The sequence below is a fragment of the Micromonospora sp. CNZ322 genome (assembly GCF_007827755.1).
Window position 1 is genome coordinate 125,360 of sequence record NZ_VITD01000003.1, and the last position, 23,021, is coordinate 148,380.

The following is a 23,021-nucleotide window of genomic DNA, read 5'->3' on the forward strand; positions in this document are numbered from 1 at the left end:
CGGTCGAGCCGAACGATCACGCGTCTGCCGGCGAAGTGGTAGCCGACGGGGTGTTGTCGGCCGGCGAGACCGATCAGGCCGGTGGGGTCAGCTGGTCCCACCGGCACCTGTGGTCGTCGAACCGCAGGAGCTGTCATTGTTCGTCCCGGACCGACGAGTCAGGTGCGGCCTGCTGTTCCAGCTGCCGACGAGCGTCCCGCCACAGGCGCTCGAACTCCTCCGAGGGCAGGCTTTCCAGAGTGGGTTCCAACGCCGAGTCGGGTAGCGGGAACGGGGCCTCCGGCACAATTCCGTACCGCTGTTCGTACTGGGTCGCCGCGCCCTGGGTCCCCGAGTCTCGGGCGGTGAGCACATCCGCGAGCGCCGCCGCCGCCATGAAGGCGCCGTCCGAGCCGCGTAGCTCGATGTGGCGCAGCGCCGACCGGTCGGCGTCCAGCTCGTCGTAGTTCCAGCGGTCCTCATCCGGCCAGTACCAACGGACGTAGGTGAGCATGTGGCTAGTGTTGCGCGTCGTCAGTCCTGGTTTGGCCGTCGCCGGCTCGGCTTGCGTTTTCTTCCGGCCCTGGCGTTCGCAAACTGTCGTTGGCGCTGTTCGCGTTGCTGCCGCTGCCAGTCGTGTCGCCGGCGGTCGCGCCGTCGCTGGTAAAGCCGGGCGATCACGGCTAACACCATTGCCCCGAACAGCATGAGGCCTGCCGCCCCGACCACGCCTTGCAGCCGATCCCGATTCCCGCTCAACGTCCCGAACTCAGTCACGAAATCATCCGGGTCGTTGGGGTTGACCCAGATCCGTACCGCACTGCCGGCCGGTAGGCAGACCTCCCAACAGCCAACCTCGGCCTGACGTTGGGCCCCGGCAAGCTCGTAGCGCAGGTGCATCGTGTTGCTGTTCCGCCGCTTGTGCACGAATTCATCGATGACTGCCTGGGCTGGCACGCCGTCGACGCGCAGTCGACTCTCCCACGCGTCGTTGTCCTGGGAGGTCTTGATGGGCAGCCACATCATGACCATCCCGACCGCGAGGCCGAGTATGTAGACGGGGTAGCGCACGCGTCACCAGCTTCGCAAGATCTGCACGGTGGCCATGGTCGCAATCAATGTCGACAAGCGGCGGTACGTTGACCGGATGACGGAACAGCTGCTCCGATCGTCGTTCGGCGCGGCGGCGACCGCGTACGCCGAGCACCGCCCGGACTATGCGCAGGCCGCGGTGCGGTGGGCTCTGGAACCTGCGCCCGGCCTGCGCGTGCTCGACCTGGGTGCCGGCACCGGCAAGCTGTCCGCGACGTTGGTGGCGGTGGGCGCGGACGTCGTGGCGGTCGAGCCCGACCCGGCGATGCTCACCGAGCTACGCCGTGCGCTGCCGGCTGTCCGTGCCCTGCCAGGTAGCGCGGAGGCGATCCCGTTGCCGGACGCGTCCGTCGACGCCGTGCTGGCCGGCAACGCCCTGCACTGGTTCGACATGACTGTCGCGGGGGCGGAGATCACCCGGGTCCTCGCACCCGGCGGTGTTCTGGCCGGTCTGTGGAACATCATGGACGACCGGATCGACTGGGTTGCCGGGCTCGAACGGGTCAGCGGGAGTGCGGCCATCGGCCCGCGTGACACGTTGAGCAGTTGGCGCACGGCTACGGCGGGCATGCTCGTTCCGAGCACCGGCCTGATCGCCGGGTTCGGGTCGGCGGAGCAGGTCGAGTTCCCGCACGGGCAGCGCCGTACAGCCGACTCGCTCGTCGCGACGCTCGCGACGCGGGCCGGGATGCTGGTCATGCCGGAGGAGGAGCGAGAGGCCACCCTCGGCCGGATCCGCTCCTTCCTCGGGAGCCGACCCGAAACCGCTCACGGCGAGTTCACGCTGCCGATGCTGACCGGCGTGCTGCGCGCCCGGCGACGCTGACGGTCGGCGACCCGGGGCTTTGAGAGCTGTGCTGGCAGGCGCCGACGTGGCTCTGGTGGGCCTGTTCTCGGCGAAGGACAAGGAGTTCGAGAGCAAGCTCGATTCGCCAATGCCTGCCGGCAGCACGGGTCCGCGTCGCGGTCTTCGCGAACCCCTTGACCGACCACCAGTGGGCCGTCCTCACGGACATGTTCGGCTGTCTCGTCCTGACCGGCGAGGACCTCCGATAGTTCAGGGACGGCCGGCCTTCTCGCCATGGACGACCGCGTATTCCGCGGCGAGCCAGGGCCCGAGGTCGTCGATGAGTTCGCGGAGCACACCCGGAACCGGCGAGGGCGTGCGGCCGATAGCGGCAGCTCTACCCATCTGCCCGGCACGTTCCGGATAGTGGAGCCCGAACGCCTCGGCGGACTCGGTGAGGTCGCTCGTCCAGCCTCCCCAGCGCGGCATGATCAGTGTGAATCCGGTCCTGACGATGCGACGAGCGACGACCCGGCTGAGGGCCTTCCGTTGCTGGTCGGTGTTCGCTTCGGCTGCCTGGCGGCGCCACCCCGGAAGCGCAAGGGACAGGTCGCCGTTCGTCTCGCGGGCGAGCAGGGGAGTGGGCCGGTAACGGGGAAGTTGGTCGGCGAGGTCGTCGCCCAGCAGGGGGGTGCACAGGCAGGCGACGAAGAAGCCGAGGTCGTGCCGCTCAAGCTCGCTGAGCAGCGTACGTGCACTGAACAGCAGGATGCCCACGCCGTCGATCTGCGGAAAGGACCGGTCGAGGTCTTGCTCGACCCTGGTGGCGGCCGCCCGGTCGGCCTCGGTTGGTTCGGTGCGCAGGGCGAGGAGCAGGTCGAGATCGGAGACGCCGAGGATGGCGGTGCCACGCGGGATGCTGCCGTAGATGTAGGCGCTGTGCAGCAGACCACCGTCGAATGACTCGGCTATCCGAGCGCGTGCCGCTTCGACAACACCGGCGAACGCCGCCGGGACCCGACTCAGCGCACCCTCGCGCGCAATCCAGCCCTCGACGTCCAGTCCTGTTCCGGCCATGGGGACACTCTGCCGGAGTTGGCGAGGACGCTCAGCCCCGCCCGGGCGACGTCGGCGTCCTACTGCTCGGCCCAGGCGCCCAACTCGTTGCCGCTGGGGTCGGTGAAGTGGAACCGCCGGCCACCGGGGAACTCGTACGGCCCGTTCACCACCTGGCCGCCGGCCTCCTTGACGGCCTGCACGGACCGGTCCAGGTCGGCGGAGTAGAGCAGCATGAGCGGGCCGCCCGGCCGGACCTCACTGTCCAGACGGAGACCGCCGACCTCGGGCGCGGCGTCGCCGTGTGGGCTGCGGATGCCGGCGTACTCCGGCCCGTAGTCGTTGAACTGCCAACCGAACGCGTCGGCGTAGAAGCGCTTGGCCACGGCGAGGTCGGTCACCGTGAGCTCGACGTAGTCGATGGCGTGGTGTCGGTGCGGCGATGGCTCAGACATGCGCCGATCGTGCACCCCGGGTACGACGAAACCGCGGCGTGCAACGAAAGGTTGCGCGATGGGTGCGGGCTGCCGTAGGTTGGGTGCAACCAAAGGTTGCGAAAGGTTGTGGGTATGGAACAGGGAACGATCGAACGAGACATCCACGTCAACGCGTCCCCCGAAGTCGTCTTCGAGGTGGTCAGCCAACCCGAGCACATGCGGGAGTGGTGGCCCGACGACGCGCGGTTCGAGTCCGTCGCCGGCGCGCCCGGTGAGCTGGTGTGGCGCGACGCCGACACCGGCGAGACGAAGACCGTCGCGCTCGCCGTCGTCGAGGTCGACCCACCGAAGCGGTTCTCCTTCCGGTGGTGCTTCAACGAGCCCGACCGGAGTGGGCAGGCGCTGTTCGTCACCTTCGACCTGGTGCCCAGCGGCGCCGGGACGCTGATCCGGATGACCGAGACCGGGTTCCGCGAGTTGGGTTGGGAGATTGCTGTCCTGGAAGAGCAGTACCGCGACCACGAGAACGGTTGGGACCACTACATGCCCCGGCTGGGCGAGTACGTCGCGCGGCTGGTCGCGACCCCGTGAGCGCGGCGGTCGACGACGAGTTGTGGTCGGCGATCGGCGACCCCATTCGGCGTACGATGATCGACCTTCTTCTCTCTGACGGGCCGGGTACCGCCACCTCGTTGAGCAAGCGGCTACCCGTCACCCGTCAGGCCGTCTCGAAGCACCTGGCGGTCCTCGACCGGGTTGGGCTGATCCACGCGCAGCCGGCCGGTCGTGAGCGTCACTACCAGGTGGACGAGGCGCAGCTCGCCCGCGCGGTCGCCCAGTTGTCGGCGGTCGGCTCCACCTGGGACGCCCGACTCCGCCGGATCAAGCGCATCGCCGAGACGATCGAACGCACCCGCACCAACGACGAAGGAGACTGAGAATGGTCGACATCCTGCACCGGGTCGGCGTCGTCGCTCCGCTCGACGACGTCTACCGAGCGGTGGCAACGCCGGAGGGCCTCGCCGCCTGGTGGACCACCGACACGGTGGGCAAGAGCGAAGTCGGTGGACAGCTGGCCTTCCGGTTCGGCGATGCCGGCGGCTTCGACATGGAGGTCCTGGAGCTGAACCCCGCCGGGCGGGTGCGGTGGCGCGTCGTCGACGGCCCCGAGGAGTGGGTCGGCACCGAGATCGACTGGCGTCTCGACCAGCGCGGCGAGTACACCATCGTCCAGTTTGCGCACCAGGGCTGGCGCGAGCCGGTCGAGTTCATGAACCACTGCAGCACCAAGTGGGCGCTCTTCCTGATGAGCCTCAAGGAACAGGTGGAGACCGGCCACGGCCGACCGGCCCCGGACGACGTCCGGATCAGCGACTGGCACTGACCTCGGTGACGGCTGCATCGCCGGGCAATCGCGAGCTCCGCCTGGAGATCGCGATTGCCCCGGCGATCAGGCCGAGGGCCACGATCGCCATGGCGCACAGCAGCAGCGTCGGGCGTGCACCGATGGCACCCACCAGTGGCCCGCCGAGCATGGTGCCCAGCGGCACCGCCAGCACGAGGATGGCGCCGTTCGCGGCGAGAACCGCCGGTAGCTGCGCGATGGACGTGCTGCGCTGGAACAGCGCCATCGACGTGGACATGTACGGTGCCCAGATCAGGCCTGCCACGGCGAAGGCGGGCAGCGACAGGCTGACAGGTGCTCCCAGGCCGAGCGGCAGCATGGCGACGCCGAACCCGACGACGATGCTGATGGTGGTGGCGCGCAGCGGCCAGTGACGTAGATGGCCGGCGACCACACCACCGACCAGACCGCCGACGCCGAACGCGGTGTAGTAGGCGCCGAGGAGCGTCGCGGAGGCGTGCAGGTCGTCGGTGATGTGAATCGGCATGGCCACGTACACCGGCCCGAAGAGGAAGAAGAACCAGAGGCTCAGCACCAGCAGGCCCAGCAGCGCGGGGTTGCGGCGGATGACGGCGAAGCCGGCGGTCCGCGAGGCGCCGCGCTCATGCCGGTGGTCGCTCTTGCGTGCGGGAAGGGCGAGACGGTACGTGAGGGCCAGCGCGGCGAAGGTGGCGGCGTCGATGGCGATGACCCATACCGGCCCAACCCAGGCGATCAGGAGGCCCGCCAATGGTGGACCGACGATGGTGGCGAACCCGGCAATGCTGGCGAGCACGGCGTTGGCCGGCAGGTGGTGTCGCTGCGGCAGCAGTTCGGCGACCAGGGTGAAACGCCCGGCGGAACCCCACGAGTGCAGTAATGCGGACGCGGCCAGCAGGACGACGTACAGCCCGATGGTCAGTACGCCGAGGAGGTAGGCGAGGGGGATTGCCGCGAGCGCCGTGGCCCGCAGGATGGCGTCCCACCCGGCGAGTTCGGCGCCGCTACGCCCACCCAGCAGCCGGCCGAAGACGACGGTCCCGGCCGCGCTGGGCAGCGTGTACGCCGCCATGGCCAGCGCGATCCAGGTGCCCCGCTGATCGTGCGGCGCGAGTTGGATGGCGAGCCAGGTCACCGCGACCACCGCCAGGCCGTCGCCCAACGCGGAGACGGCCAGCCCGGGCAGTACGCGTCGGAGCTGAGGGTGACTGACCACCGGCCAGTACGGAGAGGAGCGCGGGAATCGGGAGTCGTCCGGCATGCTGTCAGCTCACCCGGCGCGGGACCTGCGGATCAACACCTACTGCTACCAGCAGAATCAGCCGAGGGTGAAAGCTCGACTCACCGGCTCGGGCGGTCGTCTTCCCTGGGAGGACGGTCCGGGCGCTCGTCTGCTCCCGTTGTGGTGTGGCTGCCGAGCAGCGCCGCGCGTAGTCGGTCGTTCTCGCGCTTGGCGCGACGGGACTGGCTGAAACCGGCGACGATGCAACAGATCCAGCCGAGGGGCACCAGCACCCGGCCGACCGTATGGGCGCTGCCGTGCTCGTTCTCCCGAAGGACCCAGCCGACAATTAGCAGGCCGAGCGCCAGCCCCAGGACGGCCCGTTCGACTCGTTTGGTCATCATGGGCACCCGCTTCCAATGACCGAGATCGACCCGGGTCACACGGTGACAGGTCGTCGTGCCCACAGTGACACATCCACGCCCATGCCCTCGGGATCGAAGCCCAGCCACCGCTGCTGCTGGCAGCGCTCTACACCTCGGCCCGGCGTGTCCGTCTGATCGGACAGTGAGCTGGTCGGATCACCGTTGCGGGCCGTCGTTTCCGCGCGTATTGCGGAAGGACGAGCCGATGCTCGCCACGATCGAACCCACCGAGGCGAGCGACACCGCCACCGTGCCGGCCGTGTCGGCCCCGCCATCCCCGGTCACCGTGAGGATGATGCCGGTGACCATCAGGACGACCGACAGGGCCAGGACTACCTGGATGGCTCGTCTGCTCATGGCGGCATCTCACTTTTCCGGCGGCGGGAGATCGACTCGGGTTCCTTGACGTCGGGGCGATGACACCCGGACTTTCCGGAACCCGAGCCGATCAAACCCCTACTCCGCCCGGTAGACGGAGATGTGCGACGGGCTGTCGGCCTGGAACGGTCGTCGGTGCCAGTCGGCGTACCGCTCGGCGAGCTGGAGCCCGGCCTGCTGCGCCATCTCGTCGATCTGGTGCGGCCAGGCGTACCGCATGGCGAACGGCTTCAGGTGCACACCGTCCGCGTCGAACGTGATCGTCTGCCGGATGAACCGCTGCGCCGGCCGGTCGTACCGGTGCAGTCGGATCGTCGCGGAGTCCTCGGTCACGGCACGTACCTGCACCTGCTCGTCCGAGTCGAAGCTGCGCGGGTCGGGCACGAACGTCTCGATGACGAACGCGCCGCCGGGCGACAGCACCCGGGCGACGTTGCGGAAGCAGTCCGCCTGCCGCTCGGCGTCCACCAGGTTGAACAGGGTGTTGAAGACCAGGTACGCGAGCCGGAACTCACCGGCCACCGGCACGTCCGCCATGTCGGCGACGACCACCGGGATCCGGTCGCCGCCGGGTTTCGCCCGCAACTGCGCGAGCATCTCCTCGGAGGCCTCGACGCCGTGCACGGCGAGGCCGCGTTCGGCCAGCGGCAGCGCGACCCGGCCGGTGCCGATCGCCAGTTCGAGAACCGGACCTCCGTCGGCCAGCTCGGCCAGGAAGTCCACAGCTGGCGCCGGGTCGGGGTTGCCTGGACCGTCGTAGTCGGCTCCCCACAGTCGGCCGAAGAGGCCGGGATCGTCGAAGACCGACATCAGCGGCCTCCGAGGTTGGGGTCAGTGGCGCCCAGCAGCGCCAGGGGAACAGTTCTGCTCACGAAGTCTCGATTCCTCGGGTCGGATGACGGTTGGTTCGGGGGACTTCGTCGTGTCGGGCATGGTGGCTGCTCCCTTCGCGCGGCTGTCGACCGAGGACACCAGAGACGCCGCGGGCCCGGCAAGGCAATTACGCCAGCCGGGCCCACGACGGGACGTGCGGTCAGGAGATGTGGTGCAGGATCACGTTGTGCACGTGGTGGCTCTTCTGCGCGCCACGGAACTCCACCTCATAGGTGTGCGTGCCGACGTGGATGGCGATGGCGCCGGTGGAGAAGAACGAACCACCCCACGACTTGTTGCTGACCACGCTCACGCTGGTGATCTTGGAGTACGGGATGCTGGTGATCGCGAACCGCTTCCCGACGAAGGAGAGGTCCTGGATGATCACGCGGCGGTCGGTCAGCCCGATGAACCCGGTCCCGGTGCCGACGGCGTCGTAGACGGCGATGATCTGCTCGCCTTCGAGGAGGCCACTCTCAATCTGCTGGACCTGCTCTTTGCGGTCGTACGCGATGTTCGCCATGTGATCCAGGCTAGAAAACCGGTGCCAACGTGCCCGCCCGGGCGACGACCACGAACTCGCCGTCGCCATGGCCGACGGGCTCGCCGTGCCAGCCCCCGTGAACGCGATCCACGATGAAGCCCGCCCTGGTCAGAGAGGTGCGTAGCTCGGCCTCGGTGCGGAAGCGCAGGCTCGCCGAGCTGAGGAGCTCTTCCCCGTCGTCGAAGTGGTAGTGGTGGGTGAAGTCGACCACTCCGTCGCGTACCCCGGTGACCTCGGTCCACGCGCGGACCTCGCCGCCGTCGGGCAGCGTGACCAACCGGTGCGAATCCACCGGGTTCCACAGCTCCCAGCGACGGTCCGCCGGGTCGCGGGCGTCGAACACCAGCCGGCCGTCGGGCACCAGCGCCCGGGCCAGGTCGGCGAGGGTACGCGCCCACTCCGCATCGTCCACGAAGAACTGCGCGACGTGGCTGGTCAGCACCGCCACGTCGAACGCCCGCTCCGGCAGCAGCGCCGACGTGCCCGCGAGCCAGGTCACCCGCTCACCACCCGGCTTGGCGCGGGCGGCGGCCACTGACGCGTCGGCCGGGTCCACACCGGTGACGGTGTGGCCGGCGGCGGCGAGGGCAATGGTCAGCCGGCCGGTGCCGCAGCCGAGGTCGAGCACCCGGGCGGCCGGGGTCTCGTCGACCACCGTCTGGAAGAAGTCGTCGTCCGGCCCCCACCGGCACTCCGCGTCGTACACCTGGACCAGCCGGTGGTGGCGGAACTCGGCGTGCCTCATCGGGGGTTCGCGTCGGTCGCGGCGCGGACGAACTCGCGTACCCGGGTGGTGGTGTTGCTGGGCAGCCAGACCGGCCCTCGTTCAATCGGTGGCGCGTCGTGGATGGGCACGTACGCCACGTCGGGGCGCGGGTAGTAGCGCCGTGTGTGCTCGCCCACCGGCAGGACTCCCCGGCCCAGCGCGACCAGGGACAGCATCTCGGAGAAGGTGTTCCCGGCGGGCCCCTTCGGCACCGCCCGACCGGACGGGGTGCGCTCCGGTGTGCGGTCCCGCTTGAACTCCACGGAGGTCACTGTCGGGTACTGCACCACCGGGTGGTCGGCGAGCACCTCCAACGACACCGACAGCTCCCGGGTGAGCGGGTGACCCGCCGCCACCGCCAGTGCCCGGTCCTCGGAGAGCAGCGCCGGGCCGGTGGCCATCCCGTCGAACGGGTACGAGGCGATCAACACGTCGGTCGAGCCGTCGAGCAGCCCCGATCGGGTGGTGGACAACTGCGCCTCGTGCACCTCCACCCGGCAGTCGGGGTGCCGTTCACCGAACAGGGCCACCGCCCGGAGCAGCACCGGCGCGGTCCACTCGCCGAGGAACGCCACCCGTAGCGTCCCGGTCACGCCCCGGGCGGCGTCGGTCGCGCGGCGGACGGCTTCGTCCATGCCTGCCACCAGCGGGGCCAGCTCGTCGGCGAGCTGCCGGCCGATCGGGGTGAGCCGGACGACCCGACTGGTGCGGGCGAACAGCGGTGCGCCGATCCGGCGCTCCAGCTTCTTCACGATGTGGCTGACCCGGCCGGTGCTGACGGTCAACCGCTCGGCGGTCCGGCCGAAGTGCATTTCCTCCGCGAGGGTCAGGAACGTCTCGACCTCGTACCGCTCCAGCACACCGTTCCCATCGTTGACCTGTGGGCAACGATCGTAGCGGCATCGGGTCTTGGTCGGCGTCCCTCGTCCGGGGATCGTGAACGCGGCAGGGAAACCGACCGAAAGGCGCTGACATGACCATTGACGACTACCTGGCTGGCCTGGCCGGCCTGGCCGGCCTGGCCGGCCTGGCCGGCCCACTGCGCGACATCGCCGACATCGACCCGGCCCCGTGCAGCGACTGGCTGCGCGCGGCGGCCCACCTGGAGGAGGCGTGAGCGCGGTGCGGGTAACCGGTTTCGACCACCTGGTGCTGACCGTCGCCGACGTGGAACGGTCCCTGGACTTCTACTGCGGCCGGCTCGGGCTGGCACCGGTACGGGTAGACGAGTGGCGTGCGGGCAGCGTCCCGTTCCCGTCGGTGCGGATCAGCCCCGACAGCATCATCGACCTCGTCCACGGTGAGCCGCAGGGAGCGAACGTGGACCACTTCTGCCTGGTGGTGGCACCACTGGACTGGGCGCAGGTGATCGAGTCGGGGGTCTTCACGGTGCTGACCGGGCCGGTCAGCCGGTTCGGCGCCCGCGGTTCGGCGACCTCGATCTACGTGCGGGACCCGGACGGCAACTCGGTGGAGCTGCGCTGGTACCCGCAGGACGCCGTAGCCGACCGGTGAGCCCGAGTTGTCCGGCGACATGCGGAAGCCCCGCGCCTCCCCATCGGAGGTGGGCAGGCGCGGGGCTCCGGCCGTACGTCAGTGGTCGCTGCGCGGGTCGTGGTCCGTGCTGCGGCTGCCGGCCTTGGCCAGACCCCGGCTCACCAGGTAGCCGACGGTGAGCAGGGTGATGAACCACCATGCCTTGTCGGCGGCGAAGTAGTCGCCGCCGTCGTCGTTCGCGGCACCGTCGCCCACGGCGTTCGAGGCGATCAGCACGCCGATGACGGCGAGCACGTAGATCGCCAGCTCGCTGGTCTTCCAGGACGGCTTCGTCTCGTCGCCGCGGCGGTTGACACGGCGGACGTCGTGCTGACCGCCGTGCTCGACGTGGTCGTTGGCGCGGGTCTGCGTGGGGGTGGTCATGGTCAGCTCCTTAAGGCACTGTTTGTGAGGTCCGGTCCGTTACGAGAGGTCTGTCGACTCTCGCGCCGAACTGGTACCCGAGCGCCTTTCAGGAAAACCTCAGGTTCCACCAGAATTGAACGGACACTCAGGGCTCGGTGACCGCCCGGTACGCGTCCTCGATGCGGGCGGCCAACAGCACCTCGCCCTCGGTCAGCGGCTCGCCGCTGCCGTGCCCGACCCGGATCTGGGTGCTGTCGGCCCGGCGGCTGATCTCGGGCCGCAGATGCAGCGCATCCGCGACGACCTTGACCCGTTCAGTTAGTGCGGCGTGTTGGGTATCGTCGATCACGAGCGTCCGTCGGATCTGCTCGCCCTCGCGCGTCCAACCAGATAGCAAGGTCAACGCGTCGGAAAGGTAGTCGTGCTTGGCCCTGCTGTTGAACAGCACGCGCATCACCGCACCCCCCAAGCGCCGTTGCCGGCTTGTGGCCAAATCGTCGCCATCCCGTGTCTTGTCGGTGTCTCCTAGTCTCTCGCTGCTCGGAGGGGGGTGTCCACGCCCACACTTCCGTGTCTTGTTGGCCTAGCGGACGGCTACGGTACCCAAACCGCCGATTGATCTGGCACCCTGGACGCCCGTGCGGACCGAACGGGCGAATGATGGCGGGCAGGCCGAACGACGGGACCTGAAGGTGATCGTCGGTGCGGCGATCATCCGGGATGGGCGGGTGCTCGCCTGTGCGCGTTCCGCCCCACCCGAGGTAGCGGGCATGTGGGAGTTTCCGGGCGGAAAGGTCGAGCCGGGGGAGGCCGAGACCGACGCGTTGATCCGGGAGTGCGCCGAGGAGTTGGCCGTACGCGTCGAGATCGGCGCCCGGGTCGGCCGCAACGTACGGATGGCGCACGGCCGCTCGGTGCTCAAGGTGTACGCGGCCCGCCTGCTCGGCGGCGACCAGCCCCAGGCGCTGGAGCACGAGGCGCTCCGCTGGCTCACCGCCGACGAACTGGACTCGGTCACCTGGCTCCCCGCCGACGCCCCCATCGTGGCAGTCCTCCGCCCCCTCCTGCTCACCTCACGTTGATCATGAAGTTATTGCCACTGCGGACGGCGTGTCGTGGCAACAACTTCATGATCACCGGGAGCGGCGGGATGGGGGTGGGCGCTGGGGGTGCGGGAAGTGGGACGGGGGCCGTGGCAACTGCCACGACCCCCGTTGTTGTTCAGGTGGTTAGTGCTTGTTGTCCTGCTCCGGGTGAGCGAAGTTGAGGTGCTCCGGAGGCAGCGGGAAGGTCACGTCGTCGCCGAACGGCGACGGCGCGGCGGCCCGGTCGAAGGTGAGTTCGGTCAGCGGCAGCTTGCCCCGGTCGTCGACCGCCGGCGCGGTCGGGTGGGGCACCTCCCGGTGCCAGTTGACGCCGCTCTGCGCCTGCGCCTCAGCCTGCGAGTCGTGGGACCCACCCGCGTGCGAGTGCAGCCCACCACGGGCGGAGCCCGGCGTCGGCGAGCCCTGACGGGCGGTGGTCACGCTGGTCTGGGGCGTCTCGCCCCGACGGAAGATCTTGCTACCAAGCCACACAAGGGGATCGTACCTGCGGTCGACGACCCGTTCCTTCATGGGGATGATCCCGTTGTCGGTGATCTTGATGTGCTCGGGGCAGACCTCGGTGCAGCACTTGGTGATGTTGCAGAATCCGAGGCCCTGTTCGGCCTGCGCGTACTCCTTGCGGTCGGTCCGGGCGTCCAGCGGGTGCATGTCCAGCTCGGCCGCCCGGATGAAGTACCGCGGGCCGGAGAACGCCTGCTTGTTCTCCTCGTGATCGCGGATCACGTGGCAGACGGTCTGGCACAGGAAGCACTCGATGCACTTGCGGAACTCCTGCGAGCGCTCCACGTCGACCTGCTGCATCCGGTAGTCACCCGGGGCCACGTCCGCCGGAGGGGCGAACGCCGGGGTCTCCCGTGCCTTCTCGTAGTTGAACGAGACGTCGGTGACCAGGTCCCGGATGACCGGGAAGGTACGCAGCGGGGTGACCGTGACGGTCTCGTCGTCGCCGAAGGTCGACATCCGCGTCATGCAACCCAGCCGCGGCTTGCCGTTGATCTCCATGGAGCAGGAGCCGCACTTGCCGGCCTTGCAGTTCCACCGGCAGGCCAGATCGGGCGCGTCGGTGGCCTGCAGGCGGTGGATGACGTCGAGGACGACCTCGCCCTCGTTCACCTCCACCATGTAGTCCTGGAGGTCACCGCCACTCTCGTCGCCCCGCCAGATCCGGAACTGACGCTTCCCGCTCATCGGTTGTCCGCCTCTCCAGCGTCGGCAACGAGGGCGTCGAAGTCGGCGAGCTCCTCGTCGGTGAGGTACTTGGCCAGCTCGGCCCGGTCGAAGAGGCCGATCAGCTCCGGCCGCATCTTCGGCAGCGGCTTGCGGGTCAGCTGCACGGTGTCGCCGTCCAGCGCGCAGACCAGGTTGACCTGCCGCCACTTCGGCTCCATCGCCGGGTAGTCCTCCCGGGTGTGCCCGCCGCGCGACTCCTGCCGCTCCAGCGCCGCCTTCGCGGTGCACTCCGAGACCACCAGCATGTTGCGCAGGTCCAGGGCCAGGTGCCAGCCCGGGTTGTAGCGTCGGCCGCCGGCCGCGCTCACCTTGGCCACCCGCTCACGCAGCTCGGCGAGCCGGACCAGCGCGTCGGCCAGCTCACCCTCCCTGCGGATGATGCCCACCAGGTCACCCATGACCGCCTGGAGGTCCTGCTGAAGGGTGTACGGGTTCTCGCCGGTGTCCCGTTGCAGCGGCGCGAGGGCGGTCTCCACGGCCGCCTCGACCTCGTGCACGGCCACCTTCGGCCGGGCGGTCAGCCCGTCGGCGTAGCTGGCCGCGTGCCCGCCCGCCCGCTTGCCGAAGACCAGCAGGTCGGACAGCGAGTTGCCACCGAGTCGGTTGGAGCCGTGCATGCCACCGGAGACCTCACCGGCGGCGAACAGCCCGCGTACGTGGCCGAAGGCGGCACCCGAATCCGGGTCAACCTCGACACCGCCCATCACGTAGTGACAGGTCGGGCCGACCTCCATCGGCTCGGCCGTGATGTCGACGTCGGCCAACTCCTTGAACTGGTGGTACATCGACGGCAGCCGACGGCGGATCTCGTCGGCCGAACGTCGGCTCGCGATGTCCAGGAAGACACCTCCGGCGGGGGAGCCCCGGCCGGCCTTGACCTCGCTGTTGATGGCGCGGGCCACCTCGTCGCGGGGCAGCAGCTCCGGTGGACGCCGGTTGTTGTCCGGGTCGGTGTACCAGCGGTCCGCCTCCTCCTCGGTCTCCGCGTACTGCTTGCGGAAGACGTCGGGGACGTAGTCGAACATGAACCGCTTGCCGTCGGAGTTCTTCAGGACGCCACCGTCACCACGCACCGACTCGGTGACCAGGATGCCCTTCACCGAGGGCGGCCAGACCATGCCGGTCGGGTGGAACTGGAGGAACTCCATGTTGATCAGCGTCGCTCCGGCCCGCAGCGCCAGCGCGTGCCCGTCCCCGGTGTACTCCCACGAGTTCGAGGTGACCTTGTAGGAGCGCCCGACGCCGCCGGTGGCCAGCACGACCGCCGGCGCCTCGAAGAGGATGAACTCGCCCGACTCGCGGTAGTAGCCGAACGCGCCGGCAACCCGGTCGCCGTCGAGCAGCAGCTCGGTGATGGTCGTCTCGGAGAACACCCTGATCCGGGCGTCGTACGAGCCGAACTCCCGCTGGTCCTCCTGCTGAAGCGAGACGATCTTCTGCTGGAGGGTGCGGATCAGCTCCAGGCCGGTCCGGTCGCCCACGTGCGCCAGGCGCGGGTACTCGTGGCCACCGAAGTTGCGCTGCGAGATCTTGCCGTCCTTGGTGCGGTCGAAGAGCGCGCCGTACGTCTCCAGCTCCCAGATCCGCTGCGGCGACTCCTTCGCGTGCAGCTCGGCCATCCGGAAGTTGTTGAGGAACTTGCCGCCACGCATGGTGTCGCGGAAGTGCACCTGCCAGTTGTCCCGGCTGTTCACATTGCCCATCGCGGCGGCCGCGCCGCCCTCGGCCATCACCGTGTGCGCCTTGCCGAACAGCGACTTGGAGATGATCGCGGTCTTCTTGCCGGCCAGCCGGGCCTCGATCGCCGCGCGCAGACCGGCGCCGCCGGCCCCGATGACGACGACGTCGTAGTGGTGTCGTTCGATGCGAGTGGTTGTGGTCATGTCAGGGGCCCTTTAGTTGATGAACCGCAGGTCGGAGAACCAGCCGGCCGCGAGCGCCATGATGTAGAAGTCGGCCAGCGCCAGGGTGCCGAGGGTGATCCAGGCGAGCTGCATGTGCCGGACGTTCAACGCCGAGACGAAGGTCCAGGCCTTGTACCGCACAGGGTGCTTGGAGAAGTGCTTGAGCCGGCCGCCGATGATGTGTCGGCAGGAGTGGCAGGAGATCGTGTACGCCCAGAGCATCACCACGTTGAGCAGCAGGATGATGTTGCCCAGCCCGAAGCCGAAGCCCTTCGGCGAGTGGAAGGCGAGGATCGCGTCCCAGGTGTTGATCAGCGAGATGATCGCGGCGGCGTAGAAGAAGTAGCGGTGCAGGTTCTGCCCGAGCAGCGGGAAACGGGTCTCACCGCCGTACTCCTTGTGACCGTCCGGGACCGCGCAGGCCGGTGGCGACAGCCAGAACGACCGGTAGTAGGCCTTGCGGTAGTAGTAGCAGGTGAGCCGGAACAGCAGCAGGAACGGCAGGGTCAGCGCGGCGTCCGGGATGATCCACCAGCCGGGCAGGAACCGGCCGAAGTGCGAGGCTTCCTCGACACACCGGTCGGTCACGCACGGGGAGTAGAACGGGGTCAGGTAGTGGAACTGGTCCACCCAGTACCACTTGTGCATGAAGACCCGGACGGTCGCGTACGCGACCCAGGCGCTGAGCCCGATCACGGTGATCAGCGGGGCGAACCACCATCGGTCGGTACGCAACGTCTTCGCCGCGATGGCGGCGCGCGCCCGCGCCCCCCTCGGCCTCGTTGCCGTTGAAGTCATTCGAGTCGTCTCCTCGACGGGCCCGTACGGGCGGGCTGGTCTCTCTCCGGTCGGCACGCGGACCGGCGAACCCGCACCCGCTGCCACGTCATGCGCACACCAACGACCACGCCGGATCGACCGACGCAGCTAAGTGACACACGTTACGCCGATCTCTGCGAGCCGTCCGCGCAAGGGAGTGTCCCGTGTGTCTGGCCTGCGGAAAAGCCCTCGACACGCCGGATTGGCGCCCGCGGTCGAGAACGTCAGCCGGAGGCGCCTCCGGTGAAGTGCCAGGACGCCAGCCGCAGTGAGGGCACCGCCCACCAGGCGCCGTCCACCCGCTCCGGTTGGCGCACCGCCCGCGCCCCCAGCCCCAGCACCGCCCCCGGCCCGAGCGCCCGCGGGTACGACTCGGTGAACCGCAGGTCACGGACCGCCCGGACGACAGTGCCGTCCTCGATCAGCCAGACGCCGTTGCGGGTCAACCCGGTGACGACGAGGCTCTTCGGGTCGAGCACCCGCGTGTACCAGAGGTCGGTGACCAGCAGCCCTCGGCGTACGCCGGCCACCAACGCGGCGGTGTCCGCGTCGACGACAGCCCCGGCCGCCGCGCCGGTGGTGCTCCGGCCCACCGCACTCGCCGGACCCGCCACCGCGCCGGTCAGCCGCAGGTTACGGGGCATCGGTCCCCAGGTGGCACCCCCCGCGACCGCGTGCCCGGTGGACTCCGCGCCCGCCTCGGCGGCGGTTCGGCGATCGTGCGCCACCGCCCGGGTGGTGCCCGCCTCGACCAGTATCAGCGCCCGTCGGCCGGTGCCCTCCGCGTCGAACGGCAACCCGGACCCGCCCAGCGGGTCGTCCACCAGGGTCACCGCCCGGTCGAACTGGGCCGCGCCCGGCTCGGCGAACGACTGCCGCTCGGCGTAGCGCTTGCCGTTGAAGCCGTAGAAGGACAGGTTCTGCAGAAGGTCCGCCACGGCGGCCGGCTCGAACACCACCTCGTAGTGCCCCGGCGGCAGCTCGACCGGGTCGGCCGCCGCCTGCGCCTTCGCGGCCGCCTGCGCGCCCAACTCGGCGCCGTCGAGGTCGGACAGCCGGTCGGCGCTGCGCCGGGCCACCCCGTCCGCGCCGTCACGGCGGGCAATGCCGTCCATCGCAGCCTCCACGGAGCGGCCGTACGCCGAGTGCCCGGCCGAGTTGGCGAACGCCGACGAGCGGTGCGCGGTGCGGCAGTAACCGGCGGTGCTGAGGCCCCCGGCGGCGGCCACGAACGCCCCCACCCGATCGGCCCGCTGATCCGGCTCGGCGTGCGCGGTGGCCTCGTCGACGGGCGGGGCGTCCGGCATGGGCATGGGCGGGGTCAGCCCCGGCCAACCCGGGTCGGGCGGGCAGAGCCGGGCCGCAGTCAGGGTGCGCTCCACCAGGGCGGACAACCCGTCGGCGGTGACCACGCTGCCGCCACCGGCAGCCGTCCGACCGTCGACGTGCACCCGCAGCCGGACCCCGACAGTGGACTCGGAGACGTTCTGGTGGATGCCCGAGTTGGCGAACCGGGTCAGCGCCAGGTCCGCCCGCGTCACCACCGCCTCGGCCTGCGCGGCCGGCCCGCCAAGACGCCGAACCAGCTCCACGATCTGCCCGGCCAGCTCCAACTCCGTCTGCCCGCTCATGCGGAGCCACCTTCCGTTCGCGACTGCGGGGCTCGCAAACCCGGCTCACTCCTCGCGCTCACGCCGAGACCCCCACCCGGACGTTGCGGAACCGTGCCGGCGCGGCCGGGTGGCCGGTGTGCCCGACCTGGCCGGGTTGGCCCTTGCCGCAGTTGGGCGTGCCCCAGGAGACCGTCTCGCTGGAGAGCATGTCCATCGAGCGCCAGAACAGCGGACCGATCCCGGTGTACGTGGGGTTGCGCAGCATTCGCCCCTGCCGCCCCTTCTTGATCTCCCAGCCGACCTCACAGCCGAACTGGAAGTTGAGCCGCTTGTCGTCGATCGACCAGGACCGGTTGAGGTCCATCAACACGCCGTCGTCGGTGGCCGCGATGATCTCCTCCAGCGTGTGTGGGCCGGGTTCCAGGCCGACGTTGGTCATCCGCACCATCGGCAGCCGGGCCCACCCGTCGGCCCGTACGCTGCCGCCGTAGTCCAGGCTTGCCATCGCGGCGGAATCCCGGCCGGCGAGCACACCCACCCAGCGACCGTCGCGGACCGCGTCCCGCTTGACCGCCGGGGAGCCCTCGTCGTCGAACCCGAAGCTGCCCAGAGCACCCGGGATGGTCGGGTCGATGGTGATGTTCATCAGCTCCGAGCCGTAACGCAGCGAGCCGAGCTGGGCCAGGTCCAGCCAGGACGTGCCGGCGAACGCCGCCTCCCAGCCGAGGATCCGGTCCAGTTCGATGGCGTGCCCGACCGACTCGTGGATCTGCAGGGCCAACTGCTCGCCGCCGAGGATCAGATCGGTCTCGCCGGCCGGGCAGGGCGGCGCGGTGAGCAGCGCCCGGGACTCCTCGGCGATCTGCGCGGCGTGCGCGGCCAGATCCAGGGACTCGACCAGCTCCCACCCGGTGGTGCCGTACTGGCCGCGGTAGCTCGGCCAGGACCGGCGCTGCGTCTCGCCGTCACCGATCGAGGTGGCCGAGATGCCGCCACCGCACTCGCGGATGCGCTGGTCGATCCGGTGGCCCTCGCTGGAGACGAACCACTTCGCGGTGTCCCAGATCTGGTACAGGCCCTCGGCCAGGTCCGCGCCGTGCTCGGCCATCGTGCGGGTCGCGTCGACCAGCAGATCGCCCTTGTCCGACAGGGGCACCCCGAGCGGGTCGATCTGGCAGCCGGAGGCCCAGCTCGCGGTGACCGCCTGGACCGGCACCAGGTCGACCGAAGGGCCCGGCACCCGCGCGCTCGCCATGGCGGTCCGCGTGGCGCGCCGGCCGGCGTCGCGGGCGGCGGCGTCGGACAGATCGGGTACGGCGTGGAAGCCCCAACTCGCCCCGACCAACGCTCGGACCCCGAGCCCGATGCTCTCGTCCTGCGTCAGCTCCTCCACGTCACCGTTGCGCGCGGTCATCGACTCGTAGCGGCGGTGCATCACCCGGGCGTCGGCGTACCGGGCGCCCGCGTCGAGGGCGGCCTGGACGGCGGCGGCGGCCGCGTCGAACTCGGTCATGGACCGACCCTAGGCCAGCCGACCGACACCCGTCAGGGGACGAGATCCTCCGGCCGAATCGTGGCCCGCACCGGCTCGGTCAGTTCCAGAACCTCGCCGCGCTTCGTCGTTGCCCTCTCGACGTAGTGGCCGCCCTGCCGTTGATAAAGGCGCATTGCGCCAGTCCTCTGCTCCACCAACAGGTACCACTCGATGCCAGCCGCGGCGTAGTAATGCATCTTGAGGACTTTGTCGGTGGATGCATTGCTCGGCGAGATGATTTCGCAGACCAGCCGGACATCAGCCGATTCGATGTTGGGCTCGTCGAGATCGATTGCGTTGGTGACGACGAGATCGGGAATCGGTATCCGACCTGGCCGGAGCCGGACGTTTACTGCCTCCAACAGCTCAAGGTTGGCCGCCTCCGCCGCTGCCTCCAGGATGTTGCCGAGCTTGCGGGAGATTCGTTGATGCCGTGGGGTGGGTCCTGGGGTCACGTGGAGGCTCCAGTCGAAGAGTTCGACGCGATCCTGCGTCTCGCCGAGGGCGAGGAACTCCTCTTCGGTCCACGGACCTTCGTGATCGAACACCGCCGCGGTCATGGGTCACCTCCACCTCTTGCCATCGGCATCCTCTGCTGGCTGCTCGCCCAATGATCGCACTTGACGTGCGATCAGAGCCATGAACGGGTGTGGATGGGGAGGTGACGGGGGTGCGGGGCCGATGCTGACTCGTTACGCTCGGGCCCGCTGACACGTGCCGGCTTTGTAGCTTATTTTCACCCTCGGGACTTTGCTGTAAGTTCTCTTCGTCACTGAGGGAGGTGGCCGTGGACAGCTCGGAACCCTCGCCGTCCGGGGACCCGGACGACCGTCCCGCCGTGCCGGCACAGCGCTCCGACCAGGACGCCTACCTGCGGGTGCGTGATCTTCGGGTCCGGTTCGACACCGAGGACGGCGTGGTGCGCGCGGTCGACGGGGTGTCGTTCGCCGTCGAGCGGGGCCGCACCCTCGGCATCGTCGGTGAGTCCGGCTCCGGCAAGAGCGTCACCTCGTTGGCGATTCTCGGCCTGCACGACCCGAAACGGACCACCATCACCGGGGAGATCTCCGTGGGTGGCCGGCAGGTGGTCGGCCTCGCCGACGAGGAGGTACGCCGGCTGCGCGGCCGGGACATGGCGATGATCTTCCAGGACCCACTGTCGGCGCTGCACCCGTACTACACGGTGGGCCGGCAGATCGCCGAGGCGTACCGGGTGCACCACCCGAAGGCCAACCGGCGCGAGGCCCGCCAGCGGGCCGTCGACATGTTGGACCGGGTCGGCATCCCGCAGCCGGCGCGCCGCTTCGACCAGTACCCGCACGAGTTCTCCGGCGGCATGCGCCAGCGGGCGATGATCGCGATGTCCCTGGTCAACGACCCGGCGCTGCTGATCGCCGACGAGCCGACCACCGCGCTGGACGTCACCGTCCAGGCGCAGATCCTGGACCTGCTCGCCGACCTCCAGGCCGAGTTCCACTCCGCGATCATCCTGATCACCCACGACCTCGGCGTGGTCGGCCAGGTCGCCGACGACGTGCTGGTCATGTACGGCGGGCGGGCCGTCGAGCGGGGCAGCGTCGAGCAGGTGCTCCGAGCGCCGCAGCATCCGTACACCTGGGGGTTGCTCTCCAGCGTGCCGTCGCTGCACGGCGACGCGGATGCGGACCTGGTGCCCATCCCCGGCAACCCGCCCAGCCTGATCAACCTGCCGCCGGGCTGCGCGTTCCACCCCCGCTGCCGGTACGCGGACCGCGCCGGCAGCCGCTCCCGCACCGAGGTCCCCGAGCTGCGCCCGGCGGGGGAGGGCGATTCAACCGGCCATCTGGTCGCCTGTCACCTGAGCGCCGAGGAGCGCGCCACGTTCTACGCCGAGGACATCGCATCCGTGGGGGTGGCCCGATGACCGATGAACCACTGCTGCGGGTACGCGGCCTGAGCAAGCACTTCCCGGTACGCCAGGGGCTGCGCGCCACCGGTCTGGTGCGGGCGGTGGACGGGCTCGACTTCGACGTGCGCCCCGGCGAGACGCTCGGCCTGGTGGGGGAGTCGGGCTGCGGCAAGACCACCACCGGCCGGATGCTGGTGCGGCTGCTGGAACCGACGAGCGGCAGTATCGAGTTCGACGGGCGGGACATCACGCACGCCGGCCGCCGCGAGTTGCGCCCGCTGCGCCAGGAACTCCAGATCATCTTCCAGGACCCGTACGCGTCGCTGAACCCTCGGCACACAGTGGGTCGGATCGTGGCGATGCCGTTGCAGGTCAACGGGATCAAGCCGCCGGGTGGGGTCAAGGCCCGGGTGCAGGAGTTGCTGGAGCTGGTCGGGCTGAACCCGGAGCACTACAACAGGTACCCGCACGAGTTCTCCGGCGGGCAACGCCAGCGCATCGGCATCGCCCGCGCGTTGGCCCTGCGGCCGAAGCTGATCGTCGCCGACGAGCCGGTGAGCGCGCTGGACGTCTCGATCCAGGCGCAGGTCGTCAACCTGCTGCGCGACCTGCAACGCGAGCTTGGTCTGGCCTTCGTCTTCATCGCGCACGACCTGGCCGTGGTCCGGCACTTCTGCCAGCGGGTCGCTGTCATGTACCTGGGTCGGATCGTGGAGATCGGCGACCGGGCGGACATCTACGAGCGCCCGCAGCACCCGTACACCCGGGCGTTGCTCTCGGCGATCCCGGACGTCACCCAGCTCGGCCCGGCGGGTCGGATCCGGCTGACCGGTGACGTGCCCACCCCGCTCGACCCGCCGTCGGGTTGCCGGTTCCGTACCCGCTGCTGGAAGGCGCAGGACATCTGCGCCACCGAGGAGCCCGCGCTGGTCCCGCGCGACGGCGGCAACCAGGCCACCGCGTGCCACTTCCCGGAACCAGCCGGCGCCGGCCTGGTGGCGGAGGCCGCCGCGATCGGCGTCGAGCCGGCGGGTCGCGGGGTCGAAGCGAACGTCGAGGAGGTGCCGTCGTGAGCCTGTCCCCGGTGGAGGGTGTGGCGCTGGCCGAGATCGAGTCCGGTGGCGACGAGGGCGGAGCCGCGACCAAGGGCGTCGTCGGCCGCTCGCCCGGCCAGCTCGCCTGGTTGCGGCTGCGCCGCGACCGCACGGCCGTGGTCAGCGGCGTACTCCTGGTCTTTTTCCTGCTGTTGGGGTTGGCCGCCCCGCTGATCGAGATGGTCTACGGGATCGGCCCGCGGGAGCAGTTCCAGAACATGCTGGACGGCTTCGGCATGCCGCTGGGGTACGCCGGCGGGGTCAGCGGCGAGCACTGGTTCGGTCTGGAGCCGGGGCTGGGCCGGGACATCTTCATCCGGCTGATCTACGGGCTGCGGACCTCGCTGTTCATCGCGTTCGCGGCTGCCCTGATCACCGCGACGATCGGGATCGTGTTGGGCGCGCTCGCCGGCTACCTCGGCGGCTGGCTCGACGCGGTGATCAACTGGATCACCGACCTGACCCTGGCCATGCCCTTCCTGATCATCGCGTTGGCGCTCACGCCCACCATCACGCTGCGCTTCTACGGCGAGCGGGGGCAGGTGTCGTCCGCCTTCGGCGTGGGCGTGCTGATCGCCGTCTTCGCCATCTTCGGTTGGACCAGCACGGCCCGGCTGGTCCGCGGGCAGGTGATCGCGCTGCGCGAGCGGGAGTTCGTGGAGGCGGCCCGGGCCAGCGGGGCCGGGCTGGGGCACATGCTCTTCCGGCAGCTGCTGCCGAACATCTGGGCGCCGATCCTGGTGTCGTTCTCCCTGGCGGTGCCGCAGTTCATCACCAGCGAGGCGGCGCTGTCGTTCATCGGCGTCGGTCTCAGCGACGAGACGCCGAGCTTCGGCCGAATGATCTACCGCAGTCTGGACTTCCTCCAGACCGACCCGGCGTACGTGTTCTTCCCGGGCATCACGATCTTCGCGTTGGTGTTCGCCTTCAACCTCTTCGGCGACGCGTTGCGGGACGCGCTCGACCCGAAGTCGTCCCGGTAGGGGTC

General features: G+C 69.7%; 29 protein-coding genes. 10 read left to right on the forward strand and 19 right to left on the reverse strand.

The window, feature by feature from the left end:
- Positions 1-133 precede the first annotated feature (133 nt).
- Positions 134-493, reverse strand: a complete 360-nt coding sequence (locus tag FB453_RS09155; RefSeq protein ID WP_145789120.1) for a hypothetical protein — start codon at positions 491-493, stop codon at positions 134-136.
- Between the two features lie 20 nt (positions 494-513).
- A complete protein-coding gene (locus FB453_RS09160; RefSeq protein WP_145789123.1) occupies positions 514-1,050 on the reverse strand; it encodes a DUF3592 domain-containing protein in 537 nt (178 codons plus the stop codon).
- Positions 1,051-1,126: 76 nt separating this feature from the next.
- Here FB453_RS09160 and FB453_RS09165 point away from each other — a divergent pair, with 76 nt between their 5' ends.
- Positions 1,127-1,897 (forward strand): class I SAM-dependent methyltransferase, encoded by a 771-nt coding sequence (locus tag FB453_RS09165; RefSeq protein WP_145789125.1) that lies wholly within the window; start codon positions 1,127-1,129, stop codon positions 1,895-1,897.
- Between the two features lie 231 nt (positions 1,898-2,128).
- Here FB453_RS09165 and FB453_RS09170 read toward each other — a convergent pair whose 3' ends face one another.
- Positions 2,129-2,935, reverse strand: a complete 807-nt coding sequence (locus FB453_RS09170) for a nucleotidyltransferase family protein (RefSeq protein ID WP_145789127.1) — start codon at positions 2,933-2,935, stop codon at positions 2,129-2,131.
- Between the two features lie 59 nt (positions 2,936-2,994).
- Entirely contained in the window at positions 2,995-3,369 is a 375-nt protein-coding gene (locus FB453_RS09175) for a VOC family protein (RefSeq protein ID WP_145789129.1), read from the reverse strand.
- A 114-nt stretch (positions 3,370-3,483) separates the two neighbouring features.
- Between FB453_RS09175 and FB453_RS09180 the strand changes: the two genes are divergently transcribed.
- The 3 genes from FB453_RS09180 to FB453_RS09190 are packed head-to-tail and all read left to right on the forward strand — an operon-like array spanning position 3,484 to position 4,735.
- Entirely contained in the window at positions 3,484-3,942 is a 459-nt protein-coding gene (locus FB453_RS09180) for an SRPBCC domain-containing protein (protein ID WP_145789131.1), read from the forward strand.
- Complete coding sequence (locus FB453_RS09185) at positions 3,939-4,289, forward strand: metalloregulator ArsR/SmtB family transcription factor (RefSeq protein ID WP_145789133.1); 351 nt, start codon at positions 3,939-3,941, stop codon at positions 4,287-4,289. Before FB453_RS09180 ends, FB453_RS09185 begins: the two co-directional genes overlap by 4 nt.
- Before the next feature lie 2 nt (positions 4,290-4,291).
- A complete protein-coding gene (locus FB453_RS09190) occupies positions 4,292-4,735 on the forward strand; it encodes an SRPBCC family protein (RefSeq protein WP_145789136.1) in 444 nt (147 codons plus the stop codon).
- Here FB453_RS09190 and FB453_RS09195 read toward each other — a convergent pair.
- From FB453_RS09195 to FB453_RS09225, 7 genes are all read right to left on the reverse strand, one after another.
- Positions 4,719-5,996 carry an MFS transporter gene (locus tag FB453_RS09195; RefSeq protein WP_145789139.1) on the reverse strand — a complete coding sequence of 426 codons (1,278 nt, stop codon included), beginning with the start codon at positions 5,994-5,996 and terminating at the stop codon, positions 4,719-4,721. The genes FB453_RS09190 and FB453_RS09195 overlap by 17 nt on opposite strands.
- A gap of 80 nt (positions 5,997-6,076) precedes the next feature.
- Complete coding sequence (locus FB453_RS09200) at positions 6,077-6,424, reverse strand: hypothetical protein (RefSeq protein WP_145789141.1); 348 nt, start codon at positions 6,422-6,424, stop codon at positions 6,077-6,079.
- Between the two features lie 114 nt (positions 6,425-6,538).
- The gene (locus FB453_RS09205; protein WP_145789143.1) at positions 6,539-6,739 is read right to left on the reverse strand and encodes a hypothetical protein; all 201 of its coding nucleotides are present in this window, start codon (positions 6,737-6,739) and stop codon (positions 6,539-6,541) included.
- 99 nt (positions 6,740-6,838) lie between these two features.
- Positions 6,839-7,570: a class I SAM-dependent methyltransferase gene (locus tag FB453_RS09210; RefSeq protein ID WP_145789145.1), complete on the reverse strand. Its 732-nt coding sequence runs from the start codon at positions 7,568-7,570 to the stop codon at positions 6,839-6,841.
- A gap of 223 nt (positions 7,571-7,793) precedes the next feature.
- Positions 7,794-8,156: a PH domain-containing protein gene (locus FB453_RS09215; RefSeq protein WP_145789147.1), complete on the reverse strand. Its 363-nt coding sequence runs from the start codon at positions 8,154-8,156 to the stop codon at positions 7,794-7,796.
- 10 nt (positions 8,157-8,166) lie between these two features.
- Positions 8,167-8,922 carry a class I SAM-dependent methyltransferase gene (locus FB453_RS09220; protein WP_145789149.1) on the reverse strand — a complete coding sequence of 252 codons (756 nt, stop codon included), beginning with the start codon at positions 8,920-8,922 and terminating at the stop codon, positions 8,167-8,169.
- Positions 8,919-9,803: a LysR family transcriptional regulator gene (locus tag FB453_RS09225; protein WP_145789151.1), complete on the reverse strand. Its 885-nt coding sequence runs from the start codon at positions 9,801-9,803 to the stop codon at positions 8,919-8,921. Before FB453_RS09225 ends, FB453_RS09220 begins: the two co-directional genes overlap by 4 nt.
- A 113-nt stretch (positions 9,804-9,916) precedes the next feature.
- On the opposite strand from FB453_RS09225, the gene FB453_RS34110 reads away from it, so the two are divergent.
- Both FB453_RS34110 and FB453_RS09230 read left to right on the forward strand, forming a co-directional pair.
- On the forward strand, positions 9,917-10,060 hold the full coding sequence (locus FB453_RS34110) for a hypothetical protein (protein WP_186718171.1): 144 nt from the start codon (positions 9,917-9,919) through the stop codon (positions 10,058-10,060).
- The gene (locus tag FB453_RS09230; protein WP_145789153.1) at positions 10,057-10,458 is read left to right on the forward strand and encodes a VOC family protein; all 402 of its coding nucleotides are present in this window, start codon (positions 10,057-10,059) and stop codon (positions 10,456-10,458) included. Before FB453_RS34110 ends, FB453_RS09230 begins: the two co-directional genes overlap by 4 nt.
- Positions 10,459-10,536: 78 nt before the next feature.
- On the opposite strand, the gene FB453_RS09235 is transcribed toward FB453_RS09230, so the two are convergent.
- Positions 10,537-10,863: a hypothetical protein gene (locus tag FB453_RS09235; RefSeq protein WP_145789155.1), complete on the reverse strand. Its 327-nt coding sequence runs from the start codon at positions 10,861-10,863 to the stop codon at positions 10,537-10,539.
- 127 nt (positions 10,864-10,990) lie between these two features.
- Positions 10,991-11,299 carry a 4a-hydroxytetrahydrobiopterin dehydratase gene (locus FB453_RS09240; RefSeq protein ID WP_112583801.1) on the reverse strand — a complete coding sequence of 103 codons (309 nt, stop codon included), beginning with the start codon at positions 11,297-11,299 and terminating at the stop codon, positions 10,991-10,993.
- A gap of 184 nt (positions 11,300-11,483) precedes the next feature.
- Between FB453_RS09240 and FB453_RS09245 the strand changes: the two genes are divergently transcribed.
- Complete coding sequence (locus FB453_RS09245) at positions 11,484-11,927, forward strand: (deoxy)nucleoside triphosphate pyrophosphohydrolase (protein ID WP_145789157.1); 444 nt, start codon at positions 11,484-11,486, stop codon at positions 11,925-11,927.
- A gap of 147 nt (positions 11,928-12,074) precedes the next feature.
- Here the strand turns inward: FB453_RS09245 and FB453_RS09250 are convergent, their stop codons facing one another.
- The 6 genes from FB453_RS09250 to FB453_RS09275 form a co-directional block, all read right to left on the reverse strand.
- Complete coding sequence (locus tag FB453_RS09250) at positions 12,075-13,139, reverse strand: succinate dehydrogenase/fumarate reductase iron-sulfur subunit (RefSeq protein WP_112583733.1); 1,065 nt, start codon at positions 13,137-13,139, stop codon at positions 12,075-12,077.
- Positions 13,136-15,064: a fumarate reductase/succinate dehydrogenase flavoprotein subunit gene (locus FB453_RS09255; RefSeq protein WP_091406236.1), complete on the reverse strand. Its 1,929-nt coding sequence runs from the start codon at positions 15,062-15,064 to the stop codon at positions 13,136-13,138. The genes FB453_RS09250 and FB453_RS09255 overlap by 4 nt, the downstream gene beginning before the upstream one ends.
- A 12-nt stretch (positions 15,065-15,076) precedes the next feature.
- Positions 15,077-15,883: a hypothetical protein gene (locus FB453_RS09260; RefSeq protein WP_112583731.1), complete on the reverse strand. Its 807-nt coding sequence runs from the start codon at positions 15,881-15,883 to the stop codon at positions 15,077-15,079.
- A gap of 245 nt (positions 15,884-16,128) precedes the next feature.
- Positions 16,129-17,535, reverse strand: coding sequence for a metallopeptidase TldD-related protein (locus FB453_RS09265; RefSeq protein WP_145789160.1), 1,407 nt, complete (start codon positions 17,533-17,535; stop codon positions 16,129-16,131).
- 58 nt (positions 17,536-17,593) lie between these two features.
- Positions 17,594-19,030, reverse strand: coding sequence for a TldD/PmbA family protein (locus FB453_RS09270; protein WP_145789162.1), 1,437 nt, complete (start codon positions 19,028-19,030; stop codon positions 17,594-17,596).
- A gap of 32 nt (positions 19,031-19,062) precedes the next feature.
- Positions 19,063-19,611, reverse strand: a complete 549-nt coding sequence (locus FB453_RS09275) for a Uma2 family endonuclease (RefSeq protein WP_145789164.1) — start codon at positions 19,609-19,611, stop codon at positions 19,063-19,065.
- Between the two features lie 278 nt (positions 19,612-19,889).
- On the opposite strand from FB453_RS09275, the gene FB453_RS09280 reads away from it, so the two are divergent.
- The 3 genes from FB453_RS09280 to FB453_RS09290 are packed head-to-tail and all read left to right on the forward strand — an operon-like array spanning position 19,890 to position 23,016.
- Entirely contained in the window at positions 19,890-20,954 is a 1,065-nt protein-coding gene (locus FB453_RS09280; protein ID WP_186718208.1) for an ABC transporter ATP-binding protein, read from the forward strand.
- Positions 20,951-22,012 carry a dipeptide ABC transporter ATP-binding protein gene (locus FB453_RS09285; protein WP_145789168.1) on the forward strand — a complete coding sequence of 354 codons (1,062 nt, stop codon included), beginning with the start codon at positions 20,951-20,953 and terminating at the stop codon, positions 22,010-22,012. Before FB453_RS09280 ends, FB453_RS09285 begins: the two co-directional genes overlap by 4 nt.
- A complete protein-coding gene (locus FB453_RS09290) occupies positions 22,009-23,016 on the forward strand; it encodes an ABC transporter permease (RefSeq protein WP_112583727.1) in 1,008 nt (335 codons plus the stop codon). The genes FB453_RS09285 and FB453_RS09290 overlap by 4 nt, the downstream gene beginning before the upstream one ends.
- Positions 23,017-23,021 lie beyond the last annotated feature (5 nt).